This is a genomic window from Tengunoibacter tsumagoiensis (assembly GCF_003967535.1).
In the GTDB taxonomy this organism is placed as follows: Bacteria; Chloroflexota; Ktedonobacteria; order Ktedonobacterales; family Ktedonobacteraceae; genus Tengunoibacter; species Tengunoibacter tsumagoiensis.
In genome coordinates, this window is sequence record NZ_BIFR01000001.1 from 4,913,158 (window position 1) to 4,938,918 (window position 25,761).

The 25,761-nt window shown below is 50.3% G+C and carries 20 protein-coding genes; 6 read left to right on the forward strand and 14 right to left on the reverse strand.

The features are described 5' to 3' along the window. Positions 1–22 precede the first annotated feature (22 nt). Positions 23–766: a glycosyltransferase family 2 protein gene (locus EL628_RS19245; protein WP_126581530.1), complete on the forward strand. Its 744-nt coding sequence runs from the start codon at positions 23–25 to the stop codon at positions 764–766. 344 nt (positions 767–1,110) lie between these two features. After that, entirely contained in the window at positions 1,111–1,971 is an 861-nt protein-coding gene (locus EL628_RS19250; RefSeq protein WP_126581531.1) for a hypothetical protein, read from the forward strand. Positions 1,972–2,079: 108 nt separating this feature from the next. On the opposite strand, the gene groL is transcribed toward EL628_RS19250, so the two are convergent. Continuing rightward, positions 2,080–3,705, reverse strand: a complete 1,626-nt coding sequence (gene groL / locus EL628_RS19255; RefSeq protein ID WP_126581532.1) for a chaperonin GroEL — start codon at positions 3,703–3,705, stop codon at positions 2,080–2,082. A gap of 90 nt (positions 3,706–3,795) precedes the next feature. Beyond that, the gene (groES, locus tag EL628_RS19260; RefSeq protein WP_126581989.1) at positions 3,796–4,086 is read right to left on the reverse strand and encodes a co-chaperone GroES; all 291 of its coding nucleotides are present in this window, start codon (positions 4,084–4,086) and stop codon (positions 3,796–3,798) included. A gap of 717 nt (positions 4,087–4,803) precedes the next feature. Here groES and EL628_RS19265 point away from each other — a divergent pair. From EL628_RS19265 to EL628_RS19280, 4 genes are all read left to right on the forward strand, one after another. Further along, complete coding sequence (locus EL628_RS19265; RefSeq protein ID WP_161975613.1) at positions 4,804–5,370, forward strand: acyl-CoA carboxylase biotin carboxyl carrier protein subunit; 567 nt, start codon at positions 4,804–4,806, stop codon at positions 5,368–5,370. Between the two features lie 134 nt (positions 5,371–5,504). Then, on the forward strand, positions 5,505–7,178 hold the full coding sequence (locus EL628_RS19270; RefSeq protein WP_126581534.1) for an acyl-CoA mutase large subunit family protein: 1,674 nt from the start codon (positions 5,505–5,507) through the stop codon (positions 7,176–7,178). Between the two features lie 29 nt (positions 7,179–7,207). Further along, positions 7,208–8,167: a glutamate racemase gene (murI, locus tag EL628_RS19275; RefSeq protein WP_161975614.1), complete on the forward strand. Its 960-nt coding sequence runs from the start codon at positions 7,208–7,210 to the stop codon at positions 8,165–8,167. A gap of 255 nt (positions 8,168–8,422) precedes the next feature. Next, on the forward strand, positions 8,423–9,019 hold the full coding sequence (locus EL628_RS19280; RefSeq protein WP_126581536.1) for a phosphatase PAP2 family protein: 597 nt from the start codon (positions 8,423–8,425) through the stop codon (positions 9,017–9,019). A 111-nt stretch (positions 9,020–9,130) separates the two neighbouring features. Here the strand turns inward: EL628_RS19280 and EL628_RS19285 are convergent, their stop codons facing one another. The 12 genes from EL628_RS19285 to EL628_RS19340 form a co-directional block, all read right to left on the reverse strand. Further along, positions 9,131–10,906, reverse strand: coding sequence for an ATP-binding cassette domain-containing protein (locus EL628_RS19285; RefSeq protein ID WP_126581537.1), 1,776 nt, complete (start codon positions 10,904–10,906; stop codon positions 9,131–9,133). Continuing rightward, on the reverse strand, positions 10,903–12,648 hold the full coding sequence (locus EL628_RS19290; protein ID WP_126581538.1) for an ABC transporter ATP-binding protein: 1,746 nt from the start codon (positions 12,646–12,648) through the stop codon (positions 10,903–10,905). Before EL628_RS19290 ends, EL628_RS19285 begins: the two co-directional genes overlap by 4 nt. A gap of 412 nt (positions 12,649–13,060) precedes the next feature. After that, positions 13,061–13,606, reverse strand: a complete 546-nt coding sequence (locus tag EL628_RS19295) for a flavoprotein (RefSeq protein WP_161975615.1) — start codon at positions 13,604–13,606, stop codon at positions 13,061–13,063. 113 nt (positions 13,607–13,719) lie between these two features. Continuing rightward, entirely contained in the window at positions 13,720–15,117 is a 1,398-nt protein-coding gene (gene nuoH / locus EL628_RS19300) for an NADH-quinone oxidoreductase subunit NuoH (protein WP_126581540.1), read from the reverse strand. 77 nt (positions 15,118–15,194) lie between these two features. Next, positions 15,195–16,346: an NADH-quinone oxidoreductase subunit D gene (locus EL628_RS19305; RefSeq protein WP_126581541.1), complete on the reverse strand. Its 1,152-nt coding sequence runs from the start codon at positions 16,344–16,346 to the stop codon at positions 15,195–15,197. Positions 16,347–16,367: 21 nt separating this feature from the next. Continuing rightward, on the reverse strand, positions 16,368–16,700 hold the full coding sequence (locus tag EL628_RS19310) for a hypothetical protein (protein ID WP_126581542.1): 333 nt from the start codon (positions 16,698–16,700) through the stop codon (positions 16,368–16,370). A 54-nt stretch (positions 16,701–16,754) separates the two neighbouring features. Further along, on the reverse strand, positions 16,755–17,513 hold the full coding sequence (locus EL628_RS19315) for an NADH-quinone oxidoreductase subunit C (protein ID WP_161975616.1): 759 nt from the start codon (positions 17,511–17,513) through the stop codon (positions 16,755–16,757). Next, entirely contained in the window at positions 17,504–17,872 is a 369-nt protein-coding gene (locus EL628_RS19320; RefSeq protein ID WP_245994167.1) for an NADH-quinone oxidoreductase subunit A, read from the reverse strand. The genes EL628_RS19315 and EL628_RS19320 overlap by 10 nt, the downstream gene beginning before the upstream one ends. A gap of 199 nt (positions 17,873–18,071) precedes the next feature. Further along, entirely contained in the window at positions 18,072–20,597 is a 2,526-nt protein-coding gene (locus EL628_RS19325; protein WP_126581545.1) for a PP2C family protein-serine/threonine phosphatase, read from the reverse strand. 48 nt (positions 20,598–20,645) lie between these two features. Further along, on the reverse strand, positions 20,646–22,478 hold the full coding sequence (locus EL628_RS19330; RefSeq protein ID WP_126581546.1) for a serine/threonine-protein kinase: 1,833 nt from the start codon (positions 22,476–22,478) through the stop codon (positions 20,646–20,648). A 762-nt stretch (positions 22,479–23,240) separates the two neighbouring features. Then, positions 23,241–24,548 (reverse strand): histidinol dehydrogenase, encoded by a 1,308-nt coding sequence (gene hisD / locus EL628_RS19335; RefSeq protein WP_126581547.1) that lies wholly within the window; start codon positions 24,546–24,548, stop codon positions 23,241–23,243. 183 nt (positions 24,549–24,731) lie between these two features. Then, entirely contained in the window at positions 24,732–25,643 is a 912-nt protein-coding gene (locus tag EL628_RS19340) for a LolA-like protein (RefSeq protein WP_126581548.1), read from the reverse strand. Between the last annotated feature and the right edge of the window lie 118 nt (positions 25,644–25,761).

Below are 25,761 nucleotides of genomic sequence, written 5' to 3' on the forward strand. Positions count from 1 at the left end.
CTCCCAGGCAAGGTGGCAAGAGATGCGTATTTCTGTGATTGTACCAGTCTATAATGAAGAGAAAACTATCGCTCAGGTGCTGGAGTCGCTCACACGTGTCCCACTGGATCTCGAAGTAGTGGTGGTAGACGATGCCTCTACTGATCGCACCTGGCAGATTCTCGAACAACTGCGCCAACAGCCACCATTTGACGGCTATCAGTATGTTCGCCATGTACGCAATCAAGGGAAAGGGGCAGGGCTCCGCACCGGCTTTCAGTTGGCAACAGGCGATTTAATTACTGTCCAGGATGCCGATCTAGAGTATGATCCAATGGACCTGCCAGTGCTGGTCACTCAATGGCATCATGCAACCAGCAAGCAACAGAAAGTGGTTGTGTATGGATATCGCGATCTCTCAAGCCAGAAACGAACTACCCGTTGGGGAAATCGCTTTCTTACCACACTTACCAATCTCCTCTACGGGAGCCAGATTCATGACATGGAGACCTGCTATAAGCTCCTGCCATTAGCCTTAGCCCGCTCGCTTCCAATGCAAGGGCGGCGCTTTGAGATTGAACCAGAGATCACCGCCTGCACACTCCTGGCTGGCTATACCATTGTTGAAGTCCCCATTCGTTATCACCCACGCACCGAAAAAAAGCTCTCCCCCTGGAAGGACGGTTGGCCTGCGCTGGCTATGCTTATCCGCCGCCGCTTTGGCAAACCATTTCAACTTTCCATTCCTTCACCAGAACCGATCTCCGCTCAATCTCCACAGAAATAAACTGCCTGAAAACCTACCCGAGTTACAATTATCGACCGATGATTCAAAAAGACGGTTCGCTCAGTGTGAAAAAGGTTGTTCTCTCAATCAAAATGGTTTTTTGAATCAAATCATAGAGATACACACATAATATAATTCTCTGGCAGAAAAATCATCATGCATAGCACATCCATAAGACCGATTTGACAATTAACAGTATATTTCATACTATTTTAAATATATATGTAGTAATCAAGGTAGAGGTTTACTGTACTGAGGAGAGAGATAAGAAAAGTCAAACAGAGCCCTCGTGGATAGGCAACGGAAATGTAAACATGCTCGGGCTGAAAAAGAGGGGAAATTATATGAAGTGTGCTCAATGTGCTACTGAAGTAACAGGTGCCGCGCAGCGCTGCCCTCAGTGTGGGGCAGGCCTGACCATGGAACAGAGCCAACAGAACTTCTCGTATCTCCCACCAGGTGCGCCGCCCTGGCCAGAGACAACTTCACCATCCTTATCAGCATCGCAACAGCCCCCCTTGCAACAGTCCAGTGCTCCTGAGATTGCACAACGCAGACTTAAAAAGCCGCTCATCTTATTGGCCCTGGTCATTCTGACCCCCCTGCTAGGCTCTCTGGCAACATTAGGCTTCCTCTATGGGACAGGAAAAGCATCTTCAACCGCTGCTAATCCAGTCAGCCAGCAGCTGACTACCGGCGCAACACCTGCCACAGACACTCCCTTTAAGACGGTTAAAGATACGACGCTTAATCTCTCCCTTCAGTATCCCGCCGATTGGACAGCAGGCCCCCTAAATCAAGCCAGTGAGCCAGCTGATCTTCCGCTTAAATCGCCCAGTCAGAATGGAAGCGCCATGATCGTCATAGATTTACAGCACTTCTCAACCAGGGCATCCACGCAGATCAATAGCGCCAACGATCTTAATGCGGCGTATATTCAAGGGCTCTCCCAATATAGTGATCTCCACAATATCCAGACCATCTCCAGTGCACAGCCGCAACCAACCATAGGTGGCATCCCATGGTCGCAGCAAGAAGCAACGTTTCAAGACAAAAACAATGTACAGTATCACCTGATAGTGATCACCGTCCAACGCAACAAAAGCTATTATAACATCAATAGCATCATGAAAGAGAGTATATATCAGGAGGCTCAAAAAAAATACATTCAGCCGATCTTAAATTCAATCCGCTTTCTTTCATAGGTACGCCGGACCAGATCAGAAAAATCAGCACACGATGGAAAAAAACGGCCCACCAATAAATGGTGGGCCGCTTGAGCATTACGCTCAGGCAAAGGGCTAAGTACTGGCTTAGTACTCAGGCATTGCTGGCGCAGCAGACTTCTCTTTTTCGGGCAGATCGGTGATCAGGGCCTCGGTGGTCAGGATCATAGCAGCAATGCTGGCAGCATTCTGGAGAGCCGAACGGGTCACCTTGGCAGGATCAGCGATACCAACTTCGAACATGTCGACATAGGTGTCATTCAAGACGTTGTAGCCGATATGATTGTTGTTGTGCTCTTTCTGAGCGCGGCGAATACCTTCAACTACGACTGAACCATCGCGACCACCATTGGCGGCCAGCTGACGGATGGGCTCCTCAAGGGCGCGGCGCAGAATCGCCACACCGGTTGCAGCATCACCAGTCAGTTTCACATTATCCAGAGCAGCACTGGCATTCAAGAGAGCAACACCACCACCAGGGACCATACCCTCTTCAACACCGGCGCGGGTTGCGGAAAGCGCATCCTCAACGCGGGTCTGACGATACTTCAGCTCAACCTCGGTACCAGCACCAACTTTGATGATGGCAACACCACCAGAGAGCTTCGCCAGGCGCTCCTGGAGCTTCTCACGATCGTAGTCGCTTGTGGTGCCTTCGATCTGGGCTTTAATCTGATGGATGCGGCCCTGGATCTCCTGAGAATCGCCACGACCTTCGATGATCGTCGTGTCTTCTTTGTGAGAGGTAACCAGGCGAGCCTGACCCAGATCGTCCAGCGTGGCGCTATCCAGGCGGCGGCCCATCTCTTCGCTGATCACCTGACCACCGGTCAGCACAGCGATATCGTTCAGCATCTCTTTGCGGCGATCGCCAAAGCCAGGAGCTTTTACGGCCAGGACGTTGATGATACCGCGGAGTTTATTGACGACCAGCGTAGCCAGAGCCTCGCCATCGACATCCTCAGCAATAATTACGATCTCGCGACGACCCTGCTGGACAATCTTCTCAATTACTGGCAGGATATCCTGGACAGCGCTAATCTTCTTATCCGTGATCAGGATGTAGGGATTCTCCAGAGTGGCTTCCATCTTCTCAGAGTTAGTAACAAAGTAAGCAGAGATGTAGCCTTTGTCAATCTGCATACCTTCAACATACTCAGTCTCGAAGTTGATGCCGCGGGACTCTTCAACGGTGATCACACCATCTTTACCTACGCGATCCATGACATCAGCGATCAGATCGCCAATCTGCTCATCGGCAGCAGAGATCGAAGCAATCTGAGCAATCTCTTTCTTGCCTTCGACTGGAATCGCCATCTCACGAATATAAGCGACGATGGCCTCGGTACCGCGATCAATACCAAACTTTAACTGCATGGGATTTGCGCCAGCAGCCAGGTTCTTCAGACCTTCGTTGACGATGGACTGAGCCAGAACGGTTGCAGTCGTGGTGCCATCACCAGCGACATCGTTGGTCTTGGTTGCTGCCTCTTTCAGCAACTGAGCACCCATGTTCTCGAAGGGGTTCTCAAGCTGAATCTCTTTGGCAACGGTGACACCATCGTGCGTTACATTAGGAGCACCAAACTTTTTGTCGAGAGCAACGTTGCGGCCCTTTGGTCCCAGCGTTGTCTTTACGGCACCAGCCAGAATATCAATACCCTTTTTAAGGGAACGTCGAGCCTCTTCATCAAATATAAGCTGTTTAGCCATACTAAGTTTATTCCTTCCCTTCACCTATCTTATACAGACGCCTCTTTTCGGCTGAATGCAGAAGATAGTGCAAGCCCAGACTAGTGACAACTAGCCGACAATTGCCAGAATATCGTTCTCTTTAAGGACGAGATACTCTTCGCCGTCCAGCTTGAACTCGGTACCGCCATACTTGGCAAATAACACACGATCACCAGTGTGAACATCTATTGCAGCGCGGTCACCATTATCCAGCAAACGGCCATTACCAACAGCGATCACCACGCCCTCCTGGGGCTTCTCTTTGGCAGTATCAGGAATAACAATTCCGCTTCTCGTAACTTCTTCTTTAGCCGCTGGCTTTACAACCACACGATCTCCAATAGGACGAATCTGTGCCACGATGTACACTTCCTTTCCTCAATGAAGCTTATTGTCAATCAGAAGATTTTTTCAAAACTTCTTCCTCAGGGCCATAGTGAATGACTCCTGAGATATTCTTTGAGCTGTAGAGAGAGTAGTCACAGCAGCAAGGTCCACCTACAGCACAACCTGTGCAACAATAGGTCGTCTCCTCAACTACTGTTGGAGACCAGAGAATATCAATATCGCAATTCGCACACCGCGGTGGCGTCTGCGCAGAGTGGATCTGCCCCTTCTGGGATAATTTCGATTGCTTTTGCTCCACGTCCATATCCTCTTGTCTCGTGCTTGCAGAACTTTGAATGGCACTTCTACCCTTCTTATGCTGCTCTCACCAACGCCCAACGCTGGCTCCTGCTGCCTTGTACACTCACCCCACCTCTCAGTGCTCTTTTCTCTTCACACAGTATGTCACATCCAATGTTAGAGCCATATAGGAAAAGTGTTAGAGGATTGTTAGAATTATTTCCATAGGCACTCTTTTCATACCCAAAACAGCTATTCACTACTTATACATAATTTATTATTATTGAATGGTGAAGCATCCTCAATGCCTGGGTGTAGAAGATACGTATAAAATACTTATAGATATAGGCTCGGCAATGAGCAAGTTGCTATCGCCACATGATACAATGCTCATGTGTCGTTGAGATATCATTGTCGATCATCAAACATCACCAAAGGATAGATGCTTCTATGGCGTACGTTGTTACTCACAATAAACACAGCTATACCGTTGCAGTAGAGGAATCTGGCTCACAATCGCAGCAGGTTCTCGTGGATACTGTTCCACATTCCATCGTCTGGCAACAGCTCCTTCCTCTCTTTACGCAATCACTAACCGGCGGTCGCTATCATCTTCTGCTCAACCATCGCTCATATGAGATCTTTGCTCGCCGTCTTCAGTCCGTAGATGCCCCTCTTGAACAGCGCTATGAGATCCTTCTGGCAGGCCAACGCTTTGAGGTGCTGGTCGAAGATGAACGGATCAGACAATTAGCCAATGTGAGTCGTTCTCAGGCCAGTCAGAGTGCCAGGGTTCAGGCTCCAATGCCGGGTCTTGTTGTGAAGCTCCTGGTCGATGTGGGCACAGCGGTCCACGCAGGTCAAACGGTCGCTGTGCTCGAGGCGATGAAGATGGAGAATGATCTCACGTCTCCTATCTCTGGAATCGTCCATGAGCTCCGCGTCCAGACAGGACAGACCGTTGAGCAGGGCCAGCTCCTCGTGTCAATTACAGCTCAGGCTGCTCACAATAATTAATATGTCAGTCGTGCTGGCATCCACTGACATATCTTAGAGCCTTTTACTGCCTGCTTTTTTCCGCTGTTGATAATAGGCGCAACTCTTCTGATATGTTATAATGCCAACGGTACATAAAGAAGGGAAGGTGTGTCATGGATCTACCCACAAGTAAAAGTACCAAAGAATGGCGCGAAACAACTGCCCGTAAAGCTCTCAGCAAGGGAGCTGAAAGGCAGGAAAAATTTGTTACCAGTGCTGATAACGAGATCCCAGATCTCTCTACAGAAGAAGATCTGAGCGCCTTCAATACTCAAACACAGTTGGGATATCCAGGCGAGTATCCATTTACTCGCGGCATCCATCCTGGCATGTATCGCTCTCGCCTCTGGACGATGCGCCAGTATGCTGGCTTTGCCTCCGCTGAAGAGTCCAATCAACGCTATCACTATCTCCTCTCGCAGGGCACGACTGGTCTCTCCGTTGCCTTTGATCTTCCAACCCAGATGGGCTATGATGCCGATCATTCTCTGGCACAGGGGGAAGTGGGCAAAGTTGGTGTCTCGATCTCCAGCCTGGAAGATATGGAGACGCTGTTCAATGGGATTCCTCTTGAGCGCGTGAGTACTTCCATGACTATTAATGCTACTGCCAGCATTCTGCTCGCTCTCTATATCGCTGTGGCGAGAAAACAGGGGGTCCCACTGGCAAGGCTCTCAGGAACGGTCCAGAACGATATTCTTAAAGAGTATATTGCACGCGGAACGTATATCTATCCACCTGAACCGTCCATGCGGATCATTACGGATATCTTCCGCTATTGCGCAGATGAGCTACCACGCTGGAATACGATCAGTATCAGTGGCTACCATATTCGTGAGGCAGGGGCGACCGCCGTACAGGAAGTGGCGTTTACGCTGGCAAATGCGATCAGCTATGTTCAAGCGGCCCTGAAGGCTGGCCTGAATGTCGATGCATTTGCGGGACAGCTCTCGTTCTTTTTTAACAGCCATAACAATCTGTTTGAAGAGGCCGCCAAGTTCCGAGCCGCACGCCGAATGTGGGCTCAGATTATGCGCGAGCAGTTTCAGGCTCAGGATCCACGCTCGATGATGCTTCGCTTCCATACCCAGACCGCTGGCTCAACCTTAACGGCACAGCAGCCCGATAATAATATTGTGCGCACAGCGTATCAGGCTCTCGCTGCTGTTCTGGGCGGCACACAGTCTCTCCACACTAATAGTAAGGATGAGGCGCTCTCGCTCCCCAATGAGGAGACGGCTCGTCTGGCTCTACGTACACAGCAGGTCCTCGCTTATGAGACTGGCGTGGCCGATGTGGTTGATCCTCTGGCTGGCTCCTATTATGTGGAGTCTTTGACCAATCAGATTGAAGCTCAAGCCTGGGACTATCTCCACAAAATTGCTGAACTGGGTGGCAGCGTCCGCGCTATTGAGTCTGGCTTTATGCAGGCGGAGATTGAACAGGCTGCCTATCAGTATCAATTGGCACTGGAACAGGAACAAAAGATTGTTGTTGGAGTCAATCGTTTTGTGAGTGAACAAGAGTCGCAACCTGTGCTCCAACGCGTCAATGAAGCCGTTGAAAAGCAGCAGGTGGCCCGGCTACAGGCGCTACGCCAGCGACGTGATACTAACCTTGTACACAGAACCCTACGCGCTCTTGAACATGGAGCAACCGGGCAGGAGAATCTCATGCCCCTGATTATCGCTGCGGTGGAAGCATATGCCACTCTCGGTGAGATCAGCGATACGTTGCGCCATGTGTTTGGCGAGCAGCGCGAATTTCATCATTTGTCATCCATTTAATGAGAGAAATCAACCGAGTAGAATCGCTTATGAAAATTTGGAGCATCGAAGAAGAGGCTGAGACGCGCGATGTGTATCCCGCACGCGATGCCGAACGCAGTATATATTCCATCTATGATACCAATCGAGGTGAAGCCCATCAGCGCCCACTGCTCTATGCACGCAATGGTGAGGTACCAAACAGGCAGAGAGAACGTTCTCTGGCTCCTATTGGTGTGTTTGACTCAGGAGCCGGTGGCCTGACAATCCTCTCAGACCTTCAGAAACAGCTTCCTCACGAAAATTTTATCTATCTTGGTGATACTGCCAACTGCCCTTATGGAGTACGTACCGAGGAAGAGATTACGGAGCTGTCGCTCAATGCCTGTCAGTTTCTGATTGAGCAGGGGGTGAAACTGATTGTGGTGGCCTGCAATACGGCATCTCAAGCGGCTCTGTCTACCCTACGAGCAACGTTCTCGATCCCTTTCATTGGCGTGGTCCCCGCCGTTAAACCCGCCGCTCGGCTCACAAAGCAGGGACGAATCGGGATTGCGGCAACAAATAGTTCAGCCAGGGCGAGCTATCTACAACATCTGATTGAAGATTTTGCTTCTGGTATTCAGGTCTTTTCCGTTGGCTGCCCCGAACTGGTTACGCTGGTGGAGCGAGGAGAGCTCGAAGGCCCTGAGGTTGATCAGATTCTACGTCACGCCCTTGATCCTTTACTCGCTCAGCAGATCGATGTGCTGGTTCTGGGTTGCACTCATTTTCCAGCCTTACGACCAGCTATTGAACGCATTGTGGGCAAGGAGGTGCAGGTTATTGATAGTGGAAAAGCTATCGCTCGCCGCACACATGCTATACTTGATGCGGAAGATATGAGCCATCCAGCGACTATGAGGGATGGCAAGACCCAGATCTGGTGCAGTGGAGATACAGAAAGCTTTAGTCAGGTTGCCACGACTGTGCTTGGTTATCCCGTTACAGCTCGGCAGGCTCCTTACTGAAGGTGCAAAGGCCCGGCCCCAGAGAGAGCAAGGCAAGGCTATTCCTGGCCCTCTCTCTTCTGTGCCAGCCCTCTTGCAGAGATGAGATCTCATCTCCGGGCTCTCTTTAATGGCTGCTTGCTGCTCTTATCCAGGGCGCGGGCAGTCAGAAGTCGGTGTTGATCGGTGTTGAAATGTAGCTACGTTCTTTTGGGAGGTTGTACGACAATAATGTCAGATAATTTAGCTCTCTTTGAGAGCGAAGAAAGTGCAAGCATGCCTACGAAGTCCAAACCTTTTTATATTCAGTTCGCTCGTTTTATCTCCACTATTTTTTCACCTGCGACGATCTCATTACCTCTTATTCTTCTGGTCGCGTTCTATCATCCCAATCCAGCCGCTTTACAGTATGCTGGTGTGACGCTCTTATTTCTCAGTATCGGACCCTTGCTCTATATTTTGATTGGTGTCAGCACTGGACAATTTACGGATATCGACGTAAGTGATCGTTCTCAACGCACTGGACCTTTTCTGTTTATTATTGGTTCCAGTCTGGTCGGGGCCCTTATATTATCGTTTGCCAATGGACCAAAGGATCTGATTACGATTTTAGTCCTGACTGCTCTTACCAGCGCGCTCATGATGATCATTACCTTCTGGTGGAAGATCAGCATGCATGCAGCTTCAATTGCGGCGGTCTCAACGATGCTGACGATGCTGTATGGGGTTGTCATCCTACCGGCCTTTCTGCTGGTCATCCTGGTAGACTGGTCACGCGTGGTCCTCAAACGGCATACTCTCGGTCAGGTGATCGCTGGCTCTTCTCTGGGTATTATCATGACTGCGGTTACCTTGCTCATTCGAGGTGTCTAAACGATCAAGCGCATAGGCGTGTCAAGGAGAGTGCAAGAGGGCTTTCGATAGTCGAAGATCCATGATCCCGAGGCCTGGGCATATACGCCCAGGCCCCATTGTCTCCATTTTTTATGCGGGTATCTCCTCCTGATCAATCACCTCTGCATTCCAGAGTTGTTGCATCTCTCGGGATGTGGCTAATAATTCAGCTAGCCTCCCTACGGCCTCGATTCTCCCATCTTTGAGGACGATAATCTGATCGGCCTCTCCTAACGTTGCTCGTCGGTGAGAGACGGCCAACCGTGTCATACCCTGTGTAAAGCGTGACCAGAGCTGCCGTTCCGTCTCAATATCAAGTGCGCTGGAGAGATCATCCATCACTAATAGTTCAGGATCGCGTACAAACATTCTCGCTGCTGCTGTGCGCTGAATCTGTCCACCTGAGAGCTTGATGCCACGGGGACCAACTCTAGTCTCCAGTTGCTGCTCAAGCTCACATACATCTGGCTCCAGAACTGCCGCCTGGATGGCTCCCACCAGGTCTACTTCCTGTTCAGGTAGCCCCAGCAGAATATTCTCTCGTAGCGAGAGACTAAAGAGCCGAGGCACTTGAGAAGTATAGCCACAACGCGGGGGAACAAAAAAGGTTGCCGGATCATCTACAATCTGACTATTCCAGTAGAGCTCGCCCTCATCTCGTGGCAATAATCCCAGTAAAACCCGTAACAGTGTTGTCTTACCCGATCCAATTCTCCCCGTGATCACCGTAAATGATCCTCGCGGCAATTGAAAATCGATATGCTGAATTCCATGCTCGCTCCCAGGATAATGATAGCTCAGTCCCTCCACTTTTAGAAGCTCAAGCCGATCGGTGGATTGCTTAGGGCTGAAGGTGAGTGGGGGAATCTTCTCGCCTCTTATATAGATCTCATTATGAGCGGTCAGTTCGAGCTTCGGTGCCCCCTGAAGTAGCTCCCACAAACGTTCCAGCGAAACGCTCATCTGGCTAAACTTGGCGAAGAAGTTGCCAGAGAAGCTAATGATAAGTGAGAGCCAGCCTAGATACGAGACAAACAGGGCAAAATCTCCCAGGGTAAAGCCCCGGCTGCGCATCGATTGGGCGGCAACAAGTAAGACTAATCCAGTCCCCAGGTCAGCCGCATTATTCGAGAGCGTATCAATAAACTGGCTTAACAGCTTGTCTCTAAGCGCCGCCCGTCGCCGAATTTCATTCAGTGACTGAAAATAAGCCACGACATTCCTCTCGGCTCTGGCAACTTTAAAGAGCTGGAAAGCCCCGAAGACATCTCCTAGCAGACCAGTGATATCCCCAATAGCCTCTTGATTTGAAGCATGATACTGACGAATACGCTGCTTGAACGAATTCACCACAGCCAGCACCAGCAGCAATGGCAGAAACACAGCCAGGGTGATAAATGGGGAGTAGCTAATAAGAATCGCCAGCGCAATACTAAAAGCGATCAGTTGACCCAATGGATCAAAGATCCAGCTCATAAATGTTCCAACAGCATCAGTATCATTGCGAAAACGGCTAATGGCTTCACCAGATGACGAGGGCAAGGCCTGAGCCCCTGGCCTCTGCAAAATATGCGCAAAGAGGTTACGGCACAGTAAACTCGCTGACACTATATTTAGCGTAGACTCGGCACTGACTCCTATAAAAAGGGTAGCCGCACGCACCAGGGCAATGACGACGAGAAGTATCATAAAGCTCCAGAGGCTCGTCACTGTCACAGTCCCATGAGTCAGTGTATCTAGCAAACGCTGAATCACCAGCCCGGGTAGGAGTGGGATAAGATAGAATAGAATCCCATTCAAGAGTCCGCTGATGATATATAAGATTGGATCATAGGTAGCAAGGCGAAAGAGTGTCTTTACCTTCATGCCAGCACCTCCATTAAACCAGCCTGTAATAAATGTGCAAAGTGAGAGGCAGGATCAGCTGCCAGAGCCTGGCGCTCGCCATATTCTTTGCAGGCTCCTTGCTCCAAAATGAGAATATGATCTGCCTTCTGCACTGTGGCCAGTCGATGCGCAATGATAATCCCTGTTCGGTCCTTTAATAAACGATCAATAGCCTGTTCCAACAATCGCTCGGTAACAGGATCTAAGCGAGACGAGGCCTCATCTAGAATGACCAGGCTGGGGTCTTTCAGGAAGACGCGGGCAAATGCGATCAGTTGCGCCTCCCCCGCTGAAAGACCGCTCCCTCCTGGAGCCAGGCGTGTCTCCAGACCTTTCGGCAGCGAATGATACCAGGAGCTCAGTCCAAGCATCTCTAAAACCTCCAGAATACGCTCATCCTGAATCGCTGGATCAAAGAGCGTCAGATTATTGCGCACGGTCGTATGCAGAATATGTACATCCTGCGTCACAATCCCAATCCGTGCATGCAGTTCATCCTGCTTTAAACTGCGCAGATCAACGCCTCCAAGTTGAATACTCCCTTGTAGTGGATCATACAGGCGCACCAGAAGCTTGCTCAGCGTGCTCTTACCACTTCCCGTTCGTCCCAGCAGGCCAAGAATACTTCCTGCGGGAATCAACAGTTGAAGCTGCTTCAACACTGGTAGATCCTCAACATAGCCAAATGTAACGTCCTGAAAAGCCACGGCCAGGGCACCTGGAGGTAACGGAGCCCCTTCACCATCCTGAAGCGAGCTGGTCGTATCAAAGAGCTGTTGGATACGGTTAATACTGCCAGTCGTCTGTTGCAGATCACGGATCTGATTGACAATCTGCTCAATCGGGGTGTTCAGCAACAGAGAGTAGTTAAAGATGAGATAGACGGTTCCAATTGAGATGCTCTTGTTGAGAAAAAGATAGCTCCCCAGCAACAGAGCCAATGCAGTCCCAAGAGCAGTCAACACTGTCGCCGGACCCCAACTGGCAAAATTCAGCTGGATCGCTCTCCGTAGCTTCAGCAGACGCTGACGTGAACGGGCAGCCAGGCCATAATGCATATAAGTGGTAGCCCCACTGGAACGAACATCCTCCGTCCCGGCCAGCCGCTCCTCTAAAAAGCCAAACAGCTCAGCGCTGGCCTGGCGCTCATCCTGCCATGCCGTTGAGGCAATGTTACGCAAACGGTCAAAGACAATGAGAGAGAACAGGGTAAAGCCACTCAAAGCCAGACCAATCCGCCAATCAATGACATAGAGCAATAGAAGTACCCCCAGGAGCAATAAGAGATTTCCCAGCAGCGAGACAAGAAAGCGAGAGAAGAAATTGCTCAAGGAACTCACATCGCCATCGACACGCTCAATCAATTCGCCAGGGGTATGCACTGTATGGAAGGCTGAATCTAGTTGGAGACAGTGCAACATGAGATCCGCTCGTAGTCGATTGGTCGTGCTTAACGCGATATTCTCTGCTACATACGCCTCAATCAGAACGGTCACCTGCTTTATAAAAGCTACAGCCAGAAAGAAGCCAGCTAGCAGCAGGAGGCTAGACAGGGGCTTACCTGCAATGGCAGCATCAATAAAAGAGCTCAGCAACTGAGGATTGATGAGTGAAAGGGCAATGCCAGCACAAACAAAGAATAATAAACAGAGGACACGTCGCCATTGTGGCCTGAGATAGATCATAAGCAGGCGCTGATAACGCTGAAACTCATGAGACATAAACCGGTTTCCTTCCCTGAAGAAGCCAGATACAAGCAAACTCTCATAAAGAATGAGGCAAGAGAATGTGCTCAACACAAAAAAACCGTAAGAGCTGCGTAGCTGGAAAACACAAAGCAGACCTGGGCCGTACACAACAGGCACACCAGGACAGAGAAAGGAGAGGTAGAGCGGGCTTAACAGCCGCTCTTAGAAGCTGACAACCTGACTGAGGGTCATGTGAGAACCTCCTCGAATCGTTATCGAAAGATACTAATACTTATCAATATATCCTTCATAAGGATACTATATTTCTTAATAAAAGTAAAGATGGTACAATAGTATTATGCAGACCATTCTTCTGCTGCTCACCAATAATAATTTGCAGTTTTCAACGTATATGCATGCAATCAGAAAAGAGGTCGCCCTCCTTCTACTCACTATTATGGAGATAGTACTTACTCTGCGCAATAAACTGCAATTGCTCCAGAATTACATGCCAGGGCACAGCATTATTAGGGGGGAATGCTTCAAGATCATAAAGAACATGCACACCCTGTGCTTGCAGAAGCACAAGGCTGGGCAGAAACGAGGGCTCTTGAGCCAGTTCGCTTGAGGCACGAGGCACGACCAGAATTGGTAATCCAGCCTCTACAGCCCGCAATAAAAACGCGAGCGCAAAGGTATCGGGCCTCTTCTCAGCCCACTTACTCAACGTATTAAAGGTCGCTGGCACTACAACTACAGCGGTGATCTGCTCCAGCAAGGGCTGCTGCTCCTCCAGATCTATCAACACTGGATGGCCACTGACCTGTGCCAGCAGAGGTGAGTTTGCAAACTTTTGCGCATTCGGGGTCACAATCAGATGCACATCCCATCCTACCTCTTGCGCCAGCACAACCAGCTCCTGAACGGTACGAGCAGGCACCGCAGCACAGACAACAATCCAGAGTACCTTCAATTGCCCATCAGAAGTCAAAAGCGTCACCTCTTTTTCTCACTGGAAACCCCATTGTTTCTGGACACTATATGATAAAAAAAAGAAGTAGAGGGAGATTGCTCACCCCTACTTCTTTTTAAACAGATCCTTGTCTACTTGTGACCGCTGGCAACGCCCTGAGGAAGCTGAGCCACAGGAGCAGGAATGCCATCACGCAGCTGCAGAGCCTGCGCAGGAGCAGCCGCTCGTGGACGCAGTTGAGCCCGAATAGCCGGAGCCTGCGCCTTACGTGTCGAAGCGACCGTCACACGACCCACCAGCTGGATAAACCCGAACAGGGCAACCCAGTTGACAATACCCAGGATCACCAGGAAGAGCCAGATTGGCAGATGCAGAGCATCGGTCACCAGGAAGATAAAGCCTGTTGCCACAATGTTTGCCAGTCCAACCGGCATCAGAATCAACCAGGCAAACTGCATCAGTTGATCTGACCGCAGACGTGGCAGGGTTGAGCGCACCCAGATGAAGACAAAACAGAGGGCATAAATCTTAAACAGGAAGTAGCCCAGAGCCAGGATATTACCGACAAAGCCCCACAGCAGGCTGTTCTGAGCAGTCAGGAAGTTTACGCCAGGACCAGAGAAACCACCAAGGAAGAGGTAGCTGGTGATCGCCGAGACGATCGTCATATTACCGTATTCACCCAGGAAGAACATAGCCCAACGCATGCCACTATACTCAGTCAGATAACCAGCCACCAGTTCGGACTCGGCCTCAGGCAGGTCAAAGGGAGCGCGGTTGGTCTCAGCCAGACCACAGGTATAGTAAACGACCAGCATCAAAGGCTGAACCAGGATAAACCAGCTCCACGGCGTAAAGCCATCGAAGAGGAAATCCAGGACTGCATTGCCTGTATGCTGCCAGCTATTCTGGTGCTCCATGATCCCAAAGAGAGAGATCGTCCCAATGCCATCATTGGTCAGGATGCTTGTCAGCATCACAACCCCAATCAGAGCCAGTACGAGCGGCAACTCATAGGAGATCATCTGCGCAGCCGAACGCAGGCCACCAATCAGAGCATATTTATTATTTGAGCCCCAACCAGCCATAATCACACCGATAACATCCAGTGAGCTCATCGCCACCAGGAAGATGATTCCGGTCGCCAGAGCCCCGCCTGGCAATTGAATATACGGCGAGAAAGGTAGCACTGCAAAGGCCGCAATCACAGGGGCCATAAAAACTGAAGGAGCAAGCCAGAAAACAGCTTTATCGGCGCTTGAGACCTGAATATCTTCTTTCAGCAGCAGCTTTGCAACGTCTGCCACCGTCTGCAATAGACCCCAGGGGCCCGTATGCATTGGCCCAAGGCGGTCCTGCATCCAGCCCATTACCTTACGTTCAGCAAGAACGAGGATCGTAGCGCTGGTCAGAGTGAAACCGAAGATCGTCACGAAGGCCACCACAAACTGTAAGAAGGACCAGGAAATGATTCCACTCCACAGCTGTTGTCCCAGCCCGACGTTATCGGCTAAAACAGTGTGTAACATTTGATAACTCCAGTGCCGAAGCGACCAGCAGCGGCTATAGCTTAGCCTACCTGTTTGTCACTTCACAGAAACGTATTCTAGCGGTCGACTTCACCCAGTACGATATCCAGACTTCCCATAATTGCAACGGTGTCGCTCATCTTGTGGCCACGCAACAATTCAGGGAGGATCTGTAAATTGACAAAAGAAGGTCCACGGAGCTTGGCACGCCATGGATATTCGCTACCATCGCTAATAAAGTAGACACCTAGCTCGCCTTTGCTGCTCTCAACTGCAAAGTAGGTCTCCCCACGTGGAGGACGCAGAGCAATCGGTGTCCGGGTACCAATAGGGCCACCAGGCAACTTATCAATCGCTACGCGACAGAGCCGGATGCTCTCGGTGATCTCTTGCAGACGCACTTTATACCGCGCATAACAGTCGCCTTCCTGGCGTACCTGGACATTGACTGGAACCTCACGGTAGGCCATATAAGGACGGTTCACGCGCAGATCCCAATTCACGCCACTAGCACGCAACATCGGACCTGTCAGGCCATAAGCCAGCGCCTGCTGAGGATCAATATAGCCAACACCTTGCGTACGCGACTCAAAGATCTCATTGCCCGTGATCAGAGCATCCAGCTCGACCATATTCTTCTCAAATTGATCGAGGAAAGCCGAACACTCGTTCAACCAGCCCTTAGGGAAATCGTGCAAAACCCCACCAACGCGCTGATAGTTTACGTTAAAGCGGCTACCACCTAGAGCCTCAAACAATGAGAGAATACCCTCGCGATCGCGGAAGGTCCACAGGATCGGCGTAAATGCGCCCAGGTCCACGAGATACGTACCAATAGCCACGAGATGGCTGGCAATACGCTGCATCTCGCCAGTTAAGAGGCGAATATATTGAGCGCGTCGTGGAGCCTCGATCCCCATCAGTTGCTCAACTGCACCAACATAGGCGATCTCGTTCAGCATGGGCGAGAGATAGTCAGCATTATCCATATACCGGATGCCAGCCATCACTGTCCGATTTTCCAGGATCTTCTCAATACCACGGTGCAGATAACCAATGACTGGAGTACAGTTTGTAACAGTCTCACCTTCCAGACTCAGCACCAGACGCAGCACACCGTGGGTACTTGGATGCTGCGGACCCATATTGAGCAACATCTCCTGCGACTTAATGCCCTCAGAAGTATCGCTTGACTGAGCTTGAAGGTCAATTCCTTGATTTGTAGCCATAAGCTTCCTTTAAATGTATGATTATCTTTTTTGCCGCCATGTCCGGAAACGGACAACAAACATGAAAGAATATACCAGGGCCATGAGCGCTGCAATGCCCGCAAAGAGATAGCGATTTGCATCTTGCGTAAAAAATACAAAGGTAAATGCCAACATCCAGCAGCCCAGAGCAACGAATGCCTCCATCCACAAGCCCTGACCTCCACGCTTCACTGGAACAGGGCGCTGCTGCGTCGTCTTATTGGGCAGCGCAACCTGCTCAACATTCCCCACTTCATCCTGAGCCACCAGAGGACGCGCCTTAGACCGCCTTGCTTGAGCCGACCTTTGTTTCTGTGCTTTCGTTCTTGGCATTGTTCTACTCATGCTCACTTCGTCGTATCTCTCAACATGTTTGATCAAGCTATCTTAGGCCTTATCTGGATTAGACGCAGAACTCCCCGTCACTGACTCACCTTCAGTTGTAGACCCTTGCAGATTGGCCTTCTCAAGATCGTTGGCACGCTCATAAGAATGTCCAAAGGTCGGAGTCCCTGGATGGAGGCGCTCTTCCATACCCTGGCCCAATTTCTTCTGTACGACCCTCTCAAGGCCCTGCTGCTGAAACTGACCCGAGACTGCCATATTGGGATCAACCTGGGTGGTTGCACGAGGCTTGTTCGTCAGAGGCACTTGATGGAACCCTTTAAGCAATGGGTGCCCTTCAAAGTCGTCATCAAGCAGCATTCGACGGAGATCTGGATGGCCCGCAAAACGAATCCCATACATATCATAGGTCTCGCGTTCAAGCCAGTTCGCCGTCTGCCAGACAGATACGACGCTAGCTACCTCGGGCTTCGCTGAGTCGATCCGAACCTTCAACTGAAGCAGTTGACCACGCGTGGTTGAACGGAGATGGTAGACCGTCTCCAGATGATCCAACATATCGACGCCTGAAATACTACTGAGAAGATCAAAACCTAGCTGATCACGTAAGAAACGGCAGACAGCCACCAGGTTCTCACGCTCGATCTCCAGGCCCAGGTAATCACCCTTCTGCGGACGAGGAGCAACTGCTGTCCCTGTAATCTGTGCAAGCGGAGCCAGCTCACGAGCCAGAGCCGCATTCTGATCACGATATCCACTGGTCGCGCTAGGAATATTCGTTGAACGTGGTACTAAATCCATCGGGTCACTCCCTTGCGCCATGCATAGACGAGTCCAAGCGTGAGCACGATAATGAAGAAGAGGATTTCACAGAAGCCAAAAATGCTTAACTGCTTAAAGATGACAGCCCAGGAGATGATAAAAACGATATCGACATCAAAGGCCACAAACAGAAGGGCGAAGATGTAGAAACCCAAAGGATACTGGACCCAGGCATTCCCTATCGGAGTCTCACCGGACTCGTAGGTCTGCAATTTTTCTGCTGTTCTTTTATGAGGAGCAAGCAGGCCGGCAAGACCAGTCGCAACAATCACGAAAACAAAGCCTGCAGCCAGCAAGATACCTGCATATAAATATCCAACATTAGCTGGTGTTGACACGAGCTTTCCTCCCAACAAAAACCTTCGCCAAGTTGACGAAGGCAAGAAAATGCTGTTTTGATTATAGCACAGGGAGGAAAGTGCGACAATTTTTCTAATCGACTGGCCTACATCAAGGCCGCAGCGGTAAAAGCGGGCCATACATGCTTTATGCTAACGTGCAAAGCATGTATGGCCCGCGTCGATAATGGTCAAAAGACTAGAATGATGGAAGCTGTACAGATTCCGGCTTCGCCAGGATCTGAACTGACCCTCGTCCTGCGCTCACTCTCGTTGCATCGGTGATCTGTACGACAATGACACTGACGTTGTCCTCTCCTCCACCAGCTAAGGCAGCCTGAATAAGGGCATCGCCTGTCTGATTGGGATCCACAACAGTGTTTTTGACCACCTCTTCAATCTGAGGATCGCGAACCATATCCCAGAGTCCATCCGAACAGAGCAGAAGTTTATCCCCCTCTTGCAGTTGTAGAGGGAAGCAATCAATATCAACCGCAGGCTTTTCGCCCAGGCTACGATAGATCTGGTTGCGCTTTGGATGGGTATAAATGTCATCTGGCTTGATGATGCCAGCCTCGACCAGGCTCGCCACCACTGAATGGTCGTTGGTGATCTTTCTCAGCCCTTCACCCTTGCGATAGAGATAGGTGCGGCTATCACCTACATTGGCCACATAGGCCTGACTGCCTAGCACCAATGCAGCCGTGACAGTCGTGCCCATATCACCCCGCTCATCCATGTTATGCTGGTGAACAGCCTGGTTCGCCGTCTGAATACCCTCCATCAAGAGCCGACCCCCATCATCATTCTGAAGCGAGCCGTCTTTCGCAAGGCGTATCAAGACTGTATCCACAATCTTCTGAATTGCTAGCTGACTGGCATCCTCACCCTGAGCATGACCACCCATTCCATCTGCCACAACAAACAGGCCAAAAGGCTGATTCCCGGCATGGCCTCCCAGAGGACCTTGCGCTGCAAACAGGCTGTCTTCATTGGGCTTAAACTTACGTTTGATCCCTGGATCAGAATGAGTCCCTACCACAAAACCTACTGGCTTGACACGCCGATTCAGCGGGACCGTTCGGTCAGGATCAGCAACTGTCCCTGGCGCTAATTCGATTGTAGGCTGCTCCCCAATAGTATTCACAGGGACCATGGTTGGCTGATCAGCAAGCATAGGAGGCGCCTGTGGTTCGCGCAATGAACGACCAGAGGCCGAGCCAGCCGCCTGTGGAGCAGCAGGATTTATGCGCAGATGCAGTCCAGATTCGCTGGGTGACAAAAAGAGCTGACAGCGAGGGCAGATGGTCGCGTCCCTGGCCACAAATTCATTACAGCGGGGACAACGCAACATCGTGGGAGCCGCTGGAACAAGTGACTGAGCAGGAACCTGTATCATCTGAGCCTTACTCTGTTGAGTAGCTTCCTCCTCAATCCGTTGGAGCTCACGCTCCGAATCTTGCTCTGCCGCAGCTAACTCTTCGCGAAACTTTCGTCTTGCACGAGCCTGGCTCATGATCCAATAGGCAATTAATAAGAAAAGAATAAGGACGGTAAGACCTGCCAGGCTTAAAAGCAATAATGAAATGCGATATCCTGCGATAGTTATCCCATCATTTAAGACATTTCCAGAGCTCGTAGCAGAAGTCGAAGCCGGTGGGGCCGCCTGAATAGTGGCGGTCGCGGCCAATGCCTTGCCAGCAGTGAATTCTGTGTTAGCAGCTGAAGCATTCTTTAAATTCGTTTGAGCCAGATCCAGATGCGAATGATAGAGATCATCAACGCCAGTATTCCAATTATCATGAACCGCATTTGAAGAAAGCAATTTTAGTTGCGCAAATGTGGTTGAAACAAAACTTCCAAACACATCAGCAGTGGCATTCTCATTGGCGCTGGAAAGATGAATACCTGCCAGGTTGCCTTCATCATCAATCGAAGGTGTGCCAGCTTCCAGCGTTTTTGCACTCATTGGTACCACTTCAGGAGCGCGGTAGCCTTCTAGCAAGTTGCGAAATTGTTGCGGATCTTTTGGATTTGTGCTCGAAAATACACTGAGAGGTCCGGTCTTATTTGTATTGGGAGCAAGAATCAGAGCCTGAGTTGCAACAGTGCTTTTTGCTATATTCAAAAATGGCTGTGGATGTTGTGTATCAGTTGAAAAAGGAAAGAGTATTGGGCCCTTACTACAATCGGTATTGAGGCAGTGAAAATTCGTTGTTCCTGCATCCGTCGTGGCAGGTGGTAATAGGGGTAAGTAGCTGGAATTGTAGGCAGTACTGGGCAAAATATTGACCGAAGCCAGTCTGCCCGATGGCTGATTAGAAGCACAGGTCGCTTTATCCCCTGAGGCGTTCACCAGATTTCCATCCGTTAACACCCAGTTGCTATATTCAGGACTCGCCTGGGGATCAGGATTGAGGGAGCTCGCCACAAGCACACCCAGACCTGTACATTGTGCGACGACAGGGGCTGTGTTGCCTGATTGTGCAGAGTCTGAACCAGTATACGTCACCAATAAACGGACGACAGAGACTCCAGCACGCGTGATCCCCTGTGGTGGTAGAGACAACTGAGACTGCCGTAGCGGTGATTCATCCGCTGCGGCAAGGACAGTAGAAGCCAGAGACAGCCACAAAAGAAAGGCAATCGATAGCCTGAAAAACAAGGCAAGAGCCGTCAGACTACCACTCTTTTGTCTCTTCAAGATGAGACGATGCGTACTCATTGACACGTTCCCTTCATGCCGGATTGACAGTGCATAAAAGTTTGCCTCTTAGCGTCCAAGACGATTTCTTAAACGATCATACATCTGCTTGACCGCGGGGTTGGTCGCCCCCCACTGACCAGCCAGAACATAATTACATTCCCGAAGGGCTTCCGGTAGTTTCCCTTCATTCTCATATACCTGACTCAATAAGAAACGAGAGAGATTATCCGATGGATTCAATGTCAGGACCTGCACAAAGGCAAATTCTGCGACGTTCCACTGCGAAAGCCTCATTGCCAATTGACCAAGCGCAAAGAAGAGCCGTGAGCGGACATTCTCGGGCACGTTTGTCCCCAGACGAATGGCCTCCTGATACTCTCGTAACGCCTGCGCAAATTGATTCGCCCGCTCGTACGCAATGCCCAGCCGTTCATGCGTCTCCCAATCATTGGCCTGCAAACGGAGAGATTGTATATAGGCTTGAATGGCCATCTGTAGATTAGGCCGATAGTAGAGATAGACATCCCCTACCAATTTATGCGTCTCAGCATCATTAGCATTCAACTGCAAGGAGCGATTATATGCATTCATTGCAATGTCAACCTGCGGTGGATTCCTGCGAATATAGACCTGACCAAATAGCTTGTGTACCAATGGATTATTTTGCTCAAGGCCATGCGCCATTTTAACCGCTTCATAGGCGGCCTCGATCCGAGCAGCATTCAGGTGTTCCTGGGCTGTCATGATCTGGGGGCCAGCCGGGCCGGTTGTGCCCATATGGATTGGACCTGAGGGGATACCCACCTGTGAAACTGCGTGGATATTCCCACCCGAGCCATTTGTACTCCGTATGCCGTCACCAGGACGACCTGGAATCGTCTCTACTGTCCCCTGGGATTGGCTGATTGGAGGCAGCTTCAGAATGGCGCGATCCATCTCTTCTGCACTACTCCAGCGCTGATCCAATGGCAGTGCAAGCGCCTTGCTAATGACCTGTTCAAGAGCTGGCGAAACATCTGGTCGCAATACCCGTACCGGCGGAAAGTTAAAAATGCTCGGCTTATTATTGGCTGGATCATGACGCGTCAAGAGCTTATGCATTGTTGACCCCAATGCAAACAGATCACTACGCGGCTCAGGCATTCCATGTAATTGCTCGGGTGGAGCATAACCAAGCGTCATAATCACTGTAGATTGATTCTGTGACTGGAAGGTACGCGCAATACCGAAGTCGATCAATTTAATTTCACCGCGACTGGTGACCATAATATTCGATGGCTTGAGATCACGAAAGATAATTGGGGGCGTTAACTGGTGAAGATATGAGAGCACACCACAGATCTGATGGGTCCAGTCACGCACTTTCTCTTCTGGCAGTCCACGCGCTCCATTTACACCCGCGATATTTGCCTCGGTATCCATTGTCTCGGCTAATGTACGCCCATCGATAAAATCCATGACCAGATAATGGCGCCCATTCTCAGCAAAAAAATCACGCACGCGTGGAATACAGGGATGGTTCAACTCCAGTAACAGGGTCGCCTCACGCGAAAACCATTCCACCGATTGGGCCCGCTCACTCTCATTACGGAAATCATCAAGCATCTCTTTCACAGCACATGGACGCTTGAAGCGCGTATCAATAGCTCTATACACCGCTCCCATCCCACCAGAGGCAATCAGACGATCAATCTGATAGCGGTCTGCGGATAAGAGGGTTCCTGATGGTAGACGACGAGGTGACACAGCATCTCCAGACGAAGGTGGGAGGGCAGCAGAAGAGATTGGCGGATTCTGAGCCACTCCTGGCAGAACTCCACCAGCTTCACTCTGCGGCAGCGCAGGATTATTGATTGGAGGTACCGATCTGTTCTGGTCAGATGAATAATTACTTGCCATATTTTTACACCGCTCTATACTGCTTGAACTCTCTGTTTGACTGGTGCAAGAGAACAGTTGGATACAACAGCAATTTCCTCAAACAGCGCTTTTTTTGCATCTTCATCGCTATTCAAACGCTTTTTCTGGTCTGTATAGACAAAAACCAGGTGGGGGAGGATCAGAAACGTTGTATAGTTTTTTGACGAATAATCCATGATGATCGGACACTCACTCTATGCATACTCTCAAACCTGGGAAGTGGCTTCAAATCAACCTTTTTTCTATCGGTGAACTCAGGCTTCCAGAGAAGCCGCTGAGTCTTCAGTTCAGCGGTAGTTCACCTGGGCATTATAACACAACTTTACCATTCTGAGCAGAGAAAGATTTCTCGGTCGAAAACAAACATCAGCCTCCTTGCAGTACGACCTGTCAGGATCTGTTCAATCAAAAAAAGGTCTTTGTCAGGCTACAATGTCTACAATGTACAAGAATATAGTATCACAGCAAGCGCATATATCCAAAATACAGGCTGGCTGGCTCGCTAATGATCTTGACAAATCGTAGAGCAAGACGCTTACAGCAGAGATGTGGAATAATCCATAGTCTTAAACGATCTGATCCCACAAAAATAGCAGAGCTTTTGCCAGAAAGGGCCAGAAGTACTTCCATCATAGAAGAAAGGTCTGTCAGACGATAGGACAGGGCGATAACGACGCACATTATGTGCGCTATCATCGCCCCATCCGATCTATCTGATAAACCCGGCCCAATCTGATCAGGTTAGACTGGACGATCGGTGACGGCGCGGGCATGGGACGGGAAACCCTCAAACTCTGCGAGACGGCGCGTCGTCTCACTCAGGCTGGCATATCCTTCGGCTGTCACATATCCAATGCCCGTACGCTTGAGAAAATCATAGACAGAGGTACAGGAAAAGGTATGCGCAAAGCCACCCGTAGGCAGAATAGCATTGGTTCCCAGGCTGTAATTTCCCAGGCTGGTGGGTGTATATGATCCTAGAAGGATCTCACCAACATTCTTTAATTCCGGCAAGACCGCAAAGGGATCGCGCACATGGACTTCCAGATGCTCAGGAGCATATTCGTTGACGAATGCGATCGCCTCTTCCATGCTCTCGGTCAAGATCAAGGCACTGGTCCCCTTTTCACTCATAAAGTTTGTGCGGCAGAAGGTTCGCCGGGGCTCCGGTAGCGACTCGATCTTTTCGGGCAACAACTTTAGTACTGCCTCGACCAGCGAACGGCTGGAGGTGACGAGAAGACTCGATGAATCAGGACCATGCTCGGACTCAATCAGCAGATCTCGAGCTACCAGCTCTGGATCGGCAGTTTCATCAGCAAGCAGGTTTGCTTCGCTTGAACCGGCGGGGAGGCCCACATCAACGGTCCCGTACAGCAGCCGTTTAGCAGCAGAGACATAAGGGCTCCCGGGCCCCGTCAGCTTGTGCACACGGGCGATACTGGCAGTTCCATAAGCCAGTGCGGCAATTGCCTGGGCCCCACCTACACGATAGATCTCATGCACTCCACAGAGATCAGCAGCAACCAGAGAGGCTGGATCAACCTCTCCATCAGGCCCGGGAGGCGTTGTCACGACAATACGCGGTACCCCCGCAATACTGGCTGGCGTTGCCAGCATATACATGACAGACGGGAAGGCTCCTTTTCCTCGGGGGACATAGAGGCCAACGCTGCTAATTGGCGTAATCTTCTCACCCGCCATGACGCCAGGGGCGACCTGCATCCACCACTGCTCATGCGGCATCTGATGCTCATGGAAGGTGCGCACATTTCGGATCGCATGTTCGATGGCATGATGGATCTCTGGCTCCAATCGATCATGCGCTCGCGCAATCTCTTCCTGGCTGACCCTCAAACGATCAGCAGGCACTTGCACATGGTCAAAGCGCTCCATAAATTCAATGAGAGCCTCGTCGCCACGCTCTCGCACAGCCTTCACAATAGGGCGTACATACTCCAGCAGATCATCAATGGCGACTTCCGCCCGACGCAATAGACGAGCTCTCTGCTGCGCATCCAGACGCGCTAATTCATAGTAGTGAATCATAAGTCTTCCTTCGCATGATTAGTCAAGGCTTCAGGGGCCAGCCACTCAACACCAGTCCCCACTCAATAATACGCGACAAGCGAAATGGTGTCTATGTCCAATTAATCTGTTCAATGAAAAAGAAGAGGTACGATTTTCTAACCGTACCTCTCCCGAGATGACTTATCCGACGACAAAACTGCTTTATTGCCCAACCTCGGCCAGGCTGGAGGCTGGAATGGCATCGGCAGGCACAGTTACAGTCACCTTCTTGTCAAAGTTGCTGTAGGTGGACTTTCCGTCACTAGATATCACAATGCTTGGAGCACTTGCGCCAGGTGTTGGGGTGGCCAGTGAACTAAGGTCAAGTGTCAGGCCATACGTCAGGTCAGATTGATAGAGCCGTGAGGTCGACTCATCAATCCATAAATCAAGCGTTGGCTTTGAAAGCTGAATGGTATCAAAGAACGATTTAGCAGCATCCTGCCCCAGAACAGCCTGTAAAGAATCTGCTACTTTCTGCAAACGATCTTTCAAGGCGTCCTTATCCAGGGTCACTACCAGATGATGAACGGTAACTCCATTCAGTTTTTCGGTTCCTGAATCGTTCAGGGTTCCCTTCTTTGCCAGCGCGAAGAGTGCACTAAAATCTCCTAGTTGGCTATTATCCAGAGAACTGTCCAGGGCAGCTTTCGAGAGCACATACCAGGTGCCATTCTTATTCTGCACATATACTTTGTCACCCTGGGTCACCAGCTTCATCGCAGTATCCTGCTGGATAGTGCCAGAGTCAACACTGGTGTTTAGATTATAGGCTGCCTCCTGAGTTGAAAGCAGAGAGTCTCCATCTAACTTCTCACCAATGTCGATTTTGAGGGATTTTGCCTGACCATCTTGCGAAGGCAGATTACTAATATCCTCATTGACCACCGTGTTGCTTACAACATGCACAAACTTCAATTTATTCATCGTTGTTTCGCTGCTCTGCAGCAGTTCAGCCGCTGTTTTAGGCCTGGGTGTGGGGCTTGCCCCAACTCCAGGATTTACACCACAGGAGGCCAGGAGCGTCAAGGAGAGCATGAGCGCAGAAATGCACAGACCCTGTTTGATTTTCATAAAGAAACGATTCCCTTCTCATTCTTACGTAAAATAGAAATTTTCCTCTTCTTTTAAATGCAACCAGTTAATACAACGGAAGAGCAGGTAATTTCTCAAATGGGGCAGTTTTTACCCA

Coding starts and splice junctions, on each gene's coding strand:
- EL628_RS19280 (WP_126581536.1), top strand. CDS start 8,423: ATGCCTACGAAGTCCAAACCTTTTTATATTCAGTTCGCTCGTTTTATC.
- EL628_RS19250 (WP_126581531.1), top strand. CDS start 1,111: ATGAAGTGTGCTCAATGTGCTACTGAAGTAACAGGTGCCGCGCAGCGC.
- EL628_RS19340 (WP_126581548.1), bottom strand. CDS start 25,643: ATGAAAATCAAACAGGGTCTGTGCATTTCTGCGCTCATGCTCTCCTTG.
- EL628_RS19245 (WP_126581530.1), top strand. CDS start 23: ATGCGTATTTCTGTGATTGTACCAGTCTATAATGAAGAGAAAACTATC.
- groL (WP_126581532.1), bottom strand. CDS start 3,705: ATGGCTAAACAGCTTATATTTGATGAAGAGGCTCGACGTTCCCTTAAA.
- EL628_RS19330 (WP_126581546.1), bottom strand. CDS start 22,478: ATGGCAAGTAATTATTCATCTGACCAGAACAGATCGGTACCTCCAATC.
- EL628_RS19325 (WP_126581545.1), bottom strand. CDS start 20,597: ATGAGTACGCATCGTCTCATCTTGAAGAGACAAAAGAGTGGTAGTCTG.
- murI (WP_161975614.1), top strand. CDS start 7,208: ATGAAAATTTGGAGCATCGAAGAAGAGGCTGAGACGCGCGATGTGTAT.
- EL628_RS19270 (WP_126581534.1), top strand. CDS start 5,505: ATGGATCTACCCACAAGTAAAAGTACCAAAGAATGGCGCGAAACAACT.
- nuoH (WP_126581540.1), bottom strand. CDS start 15,117: ATGTTACACACTGTTTTAGCCGATAACGTCGGGCTGGGACAACAGCTG.
- EL628_RS19285 (WP_126581537.1), bottom strand. CDS start 10,906: ATGAAGGTAAAGACACTCTTTCGCCTTGCTACCTATGATCCAATCTTA.
- EL628_RS19315 (WP_161975616.1), bottom strand. CDS start 17,513: ATGGATTTAGTACCACGTTCAACGAATATTCCTAGCGCGACCAGTGGA.
- EL628_RS19290 (WP_126581538.1), bottom strand. CDS start 12,648: ATGTCTCATGAGTTTCAGCGTTATCAGCGCCTGCTTATGATCTATCTC.
- EL628_RS19305 (WP_126581541.1), bottom strand. CDS start 16,346: ATGGCTACAAATCAAGGAATTGACCTTCAAGCTCAGTCAAGCGATACT.
- hisD (WP_126581547.1), bottom strand. CDS start 24,548: ATGATTCACTACTATGAATTAGCGCGTCTGGATGCGCAGCAGAGAGCT.
- EL628_RS19265 (WP_161975613.1), top strand. CDS start 4,804: ATGGCGTACGTTGTTACTCACAATAAACACAGCTATACCGTTGCAGTA.
- EL628_RS19310 (WP_126581542.1), bottom strand. CDS start 16,700: ATGCCAAGAACGAAAGCACAGAAACAAAGGTCGGCTCAAGCAAGGCGG.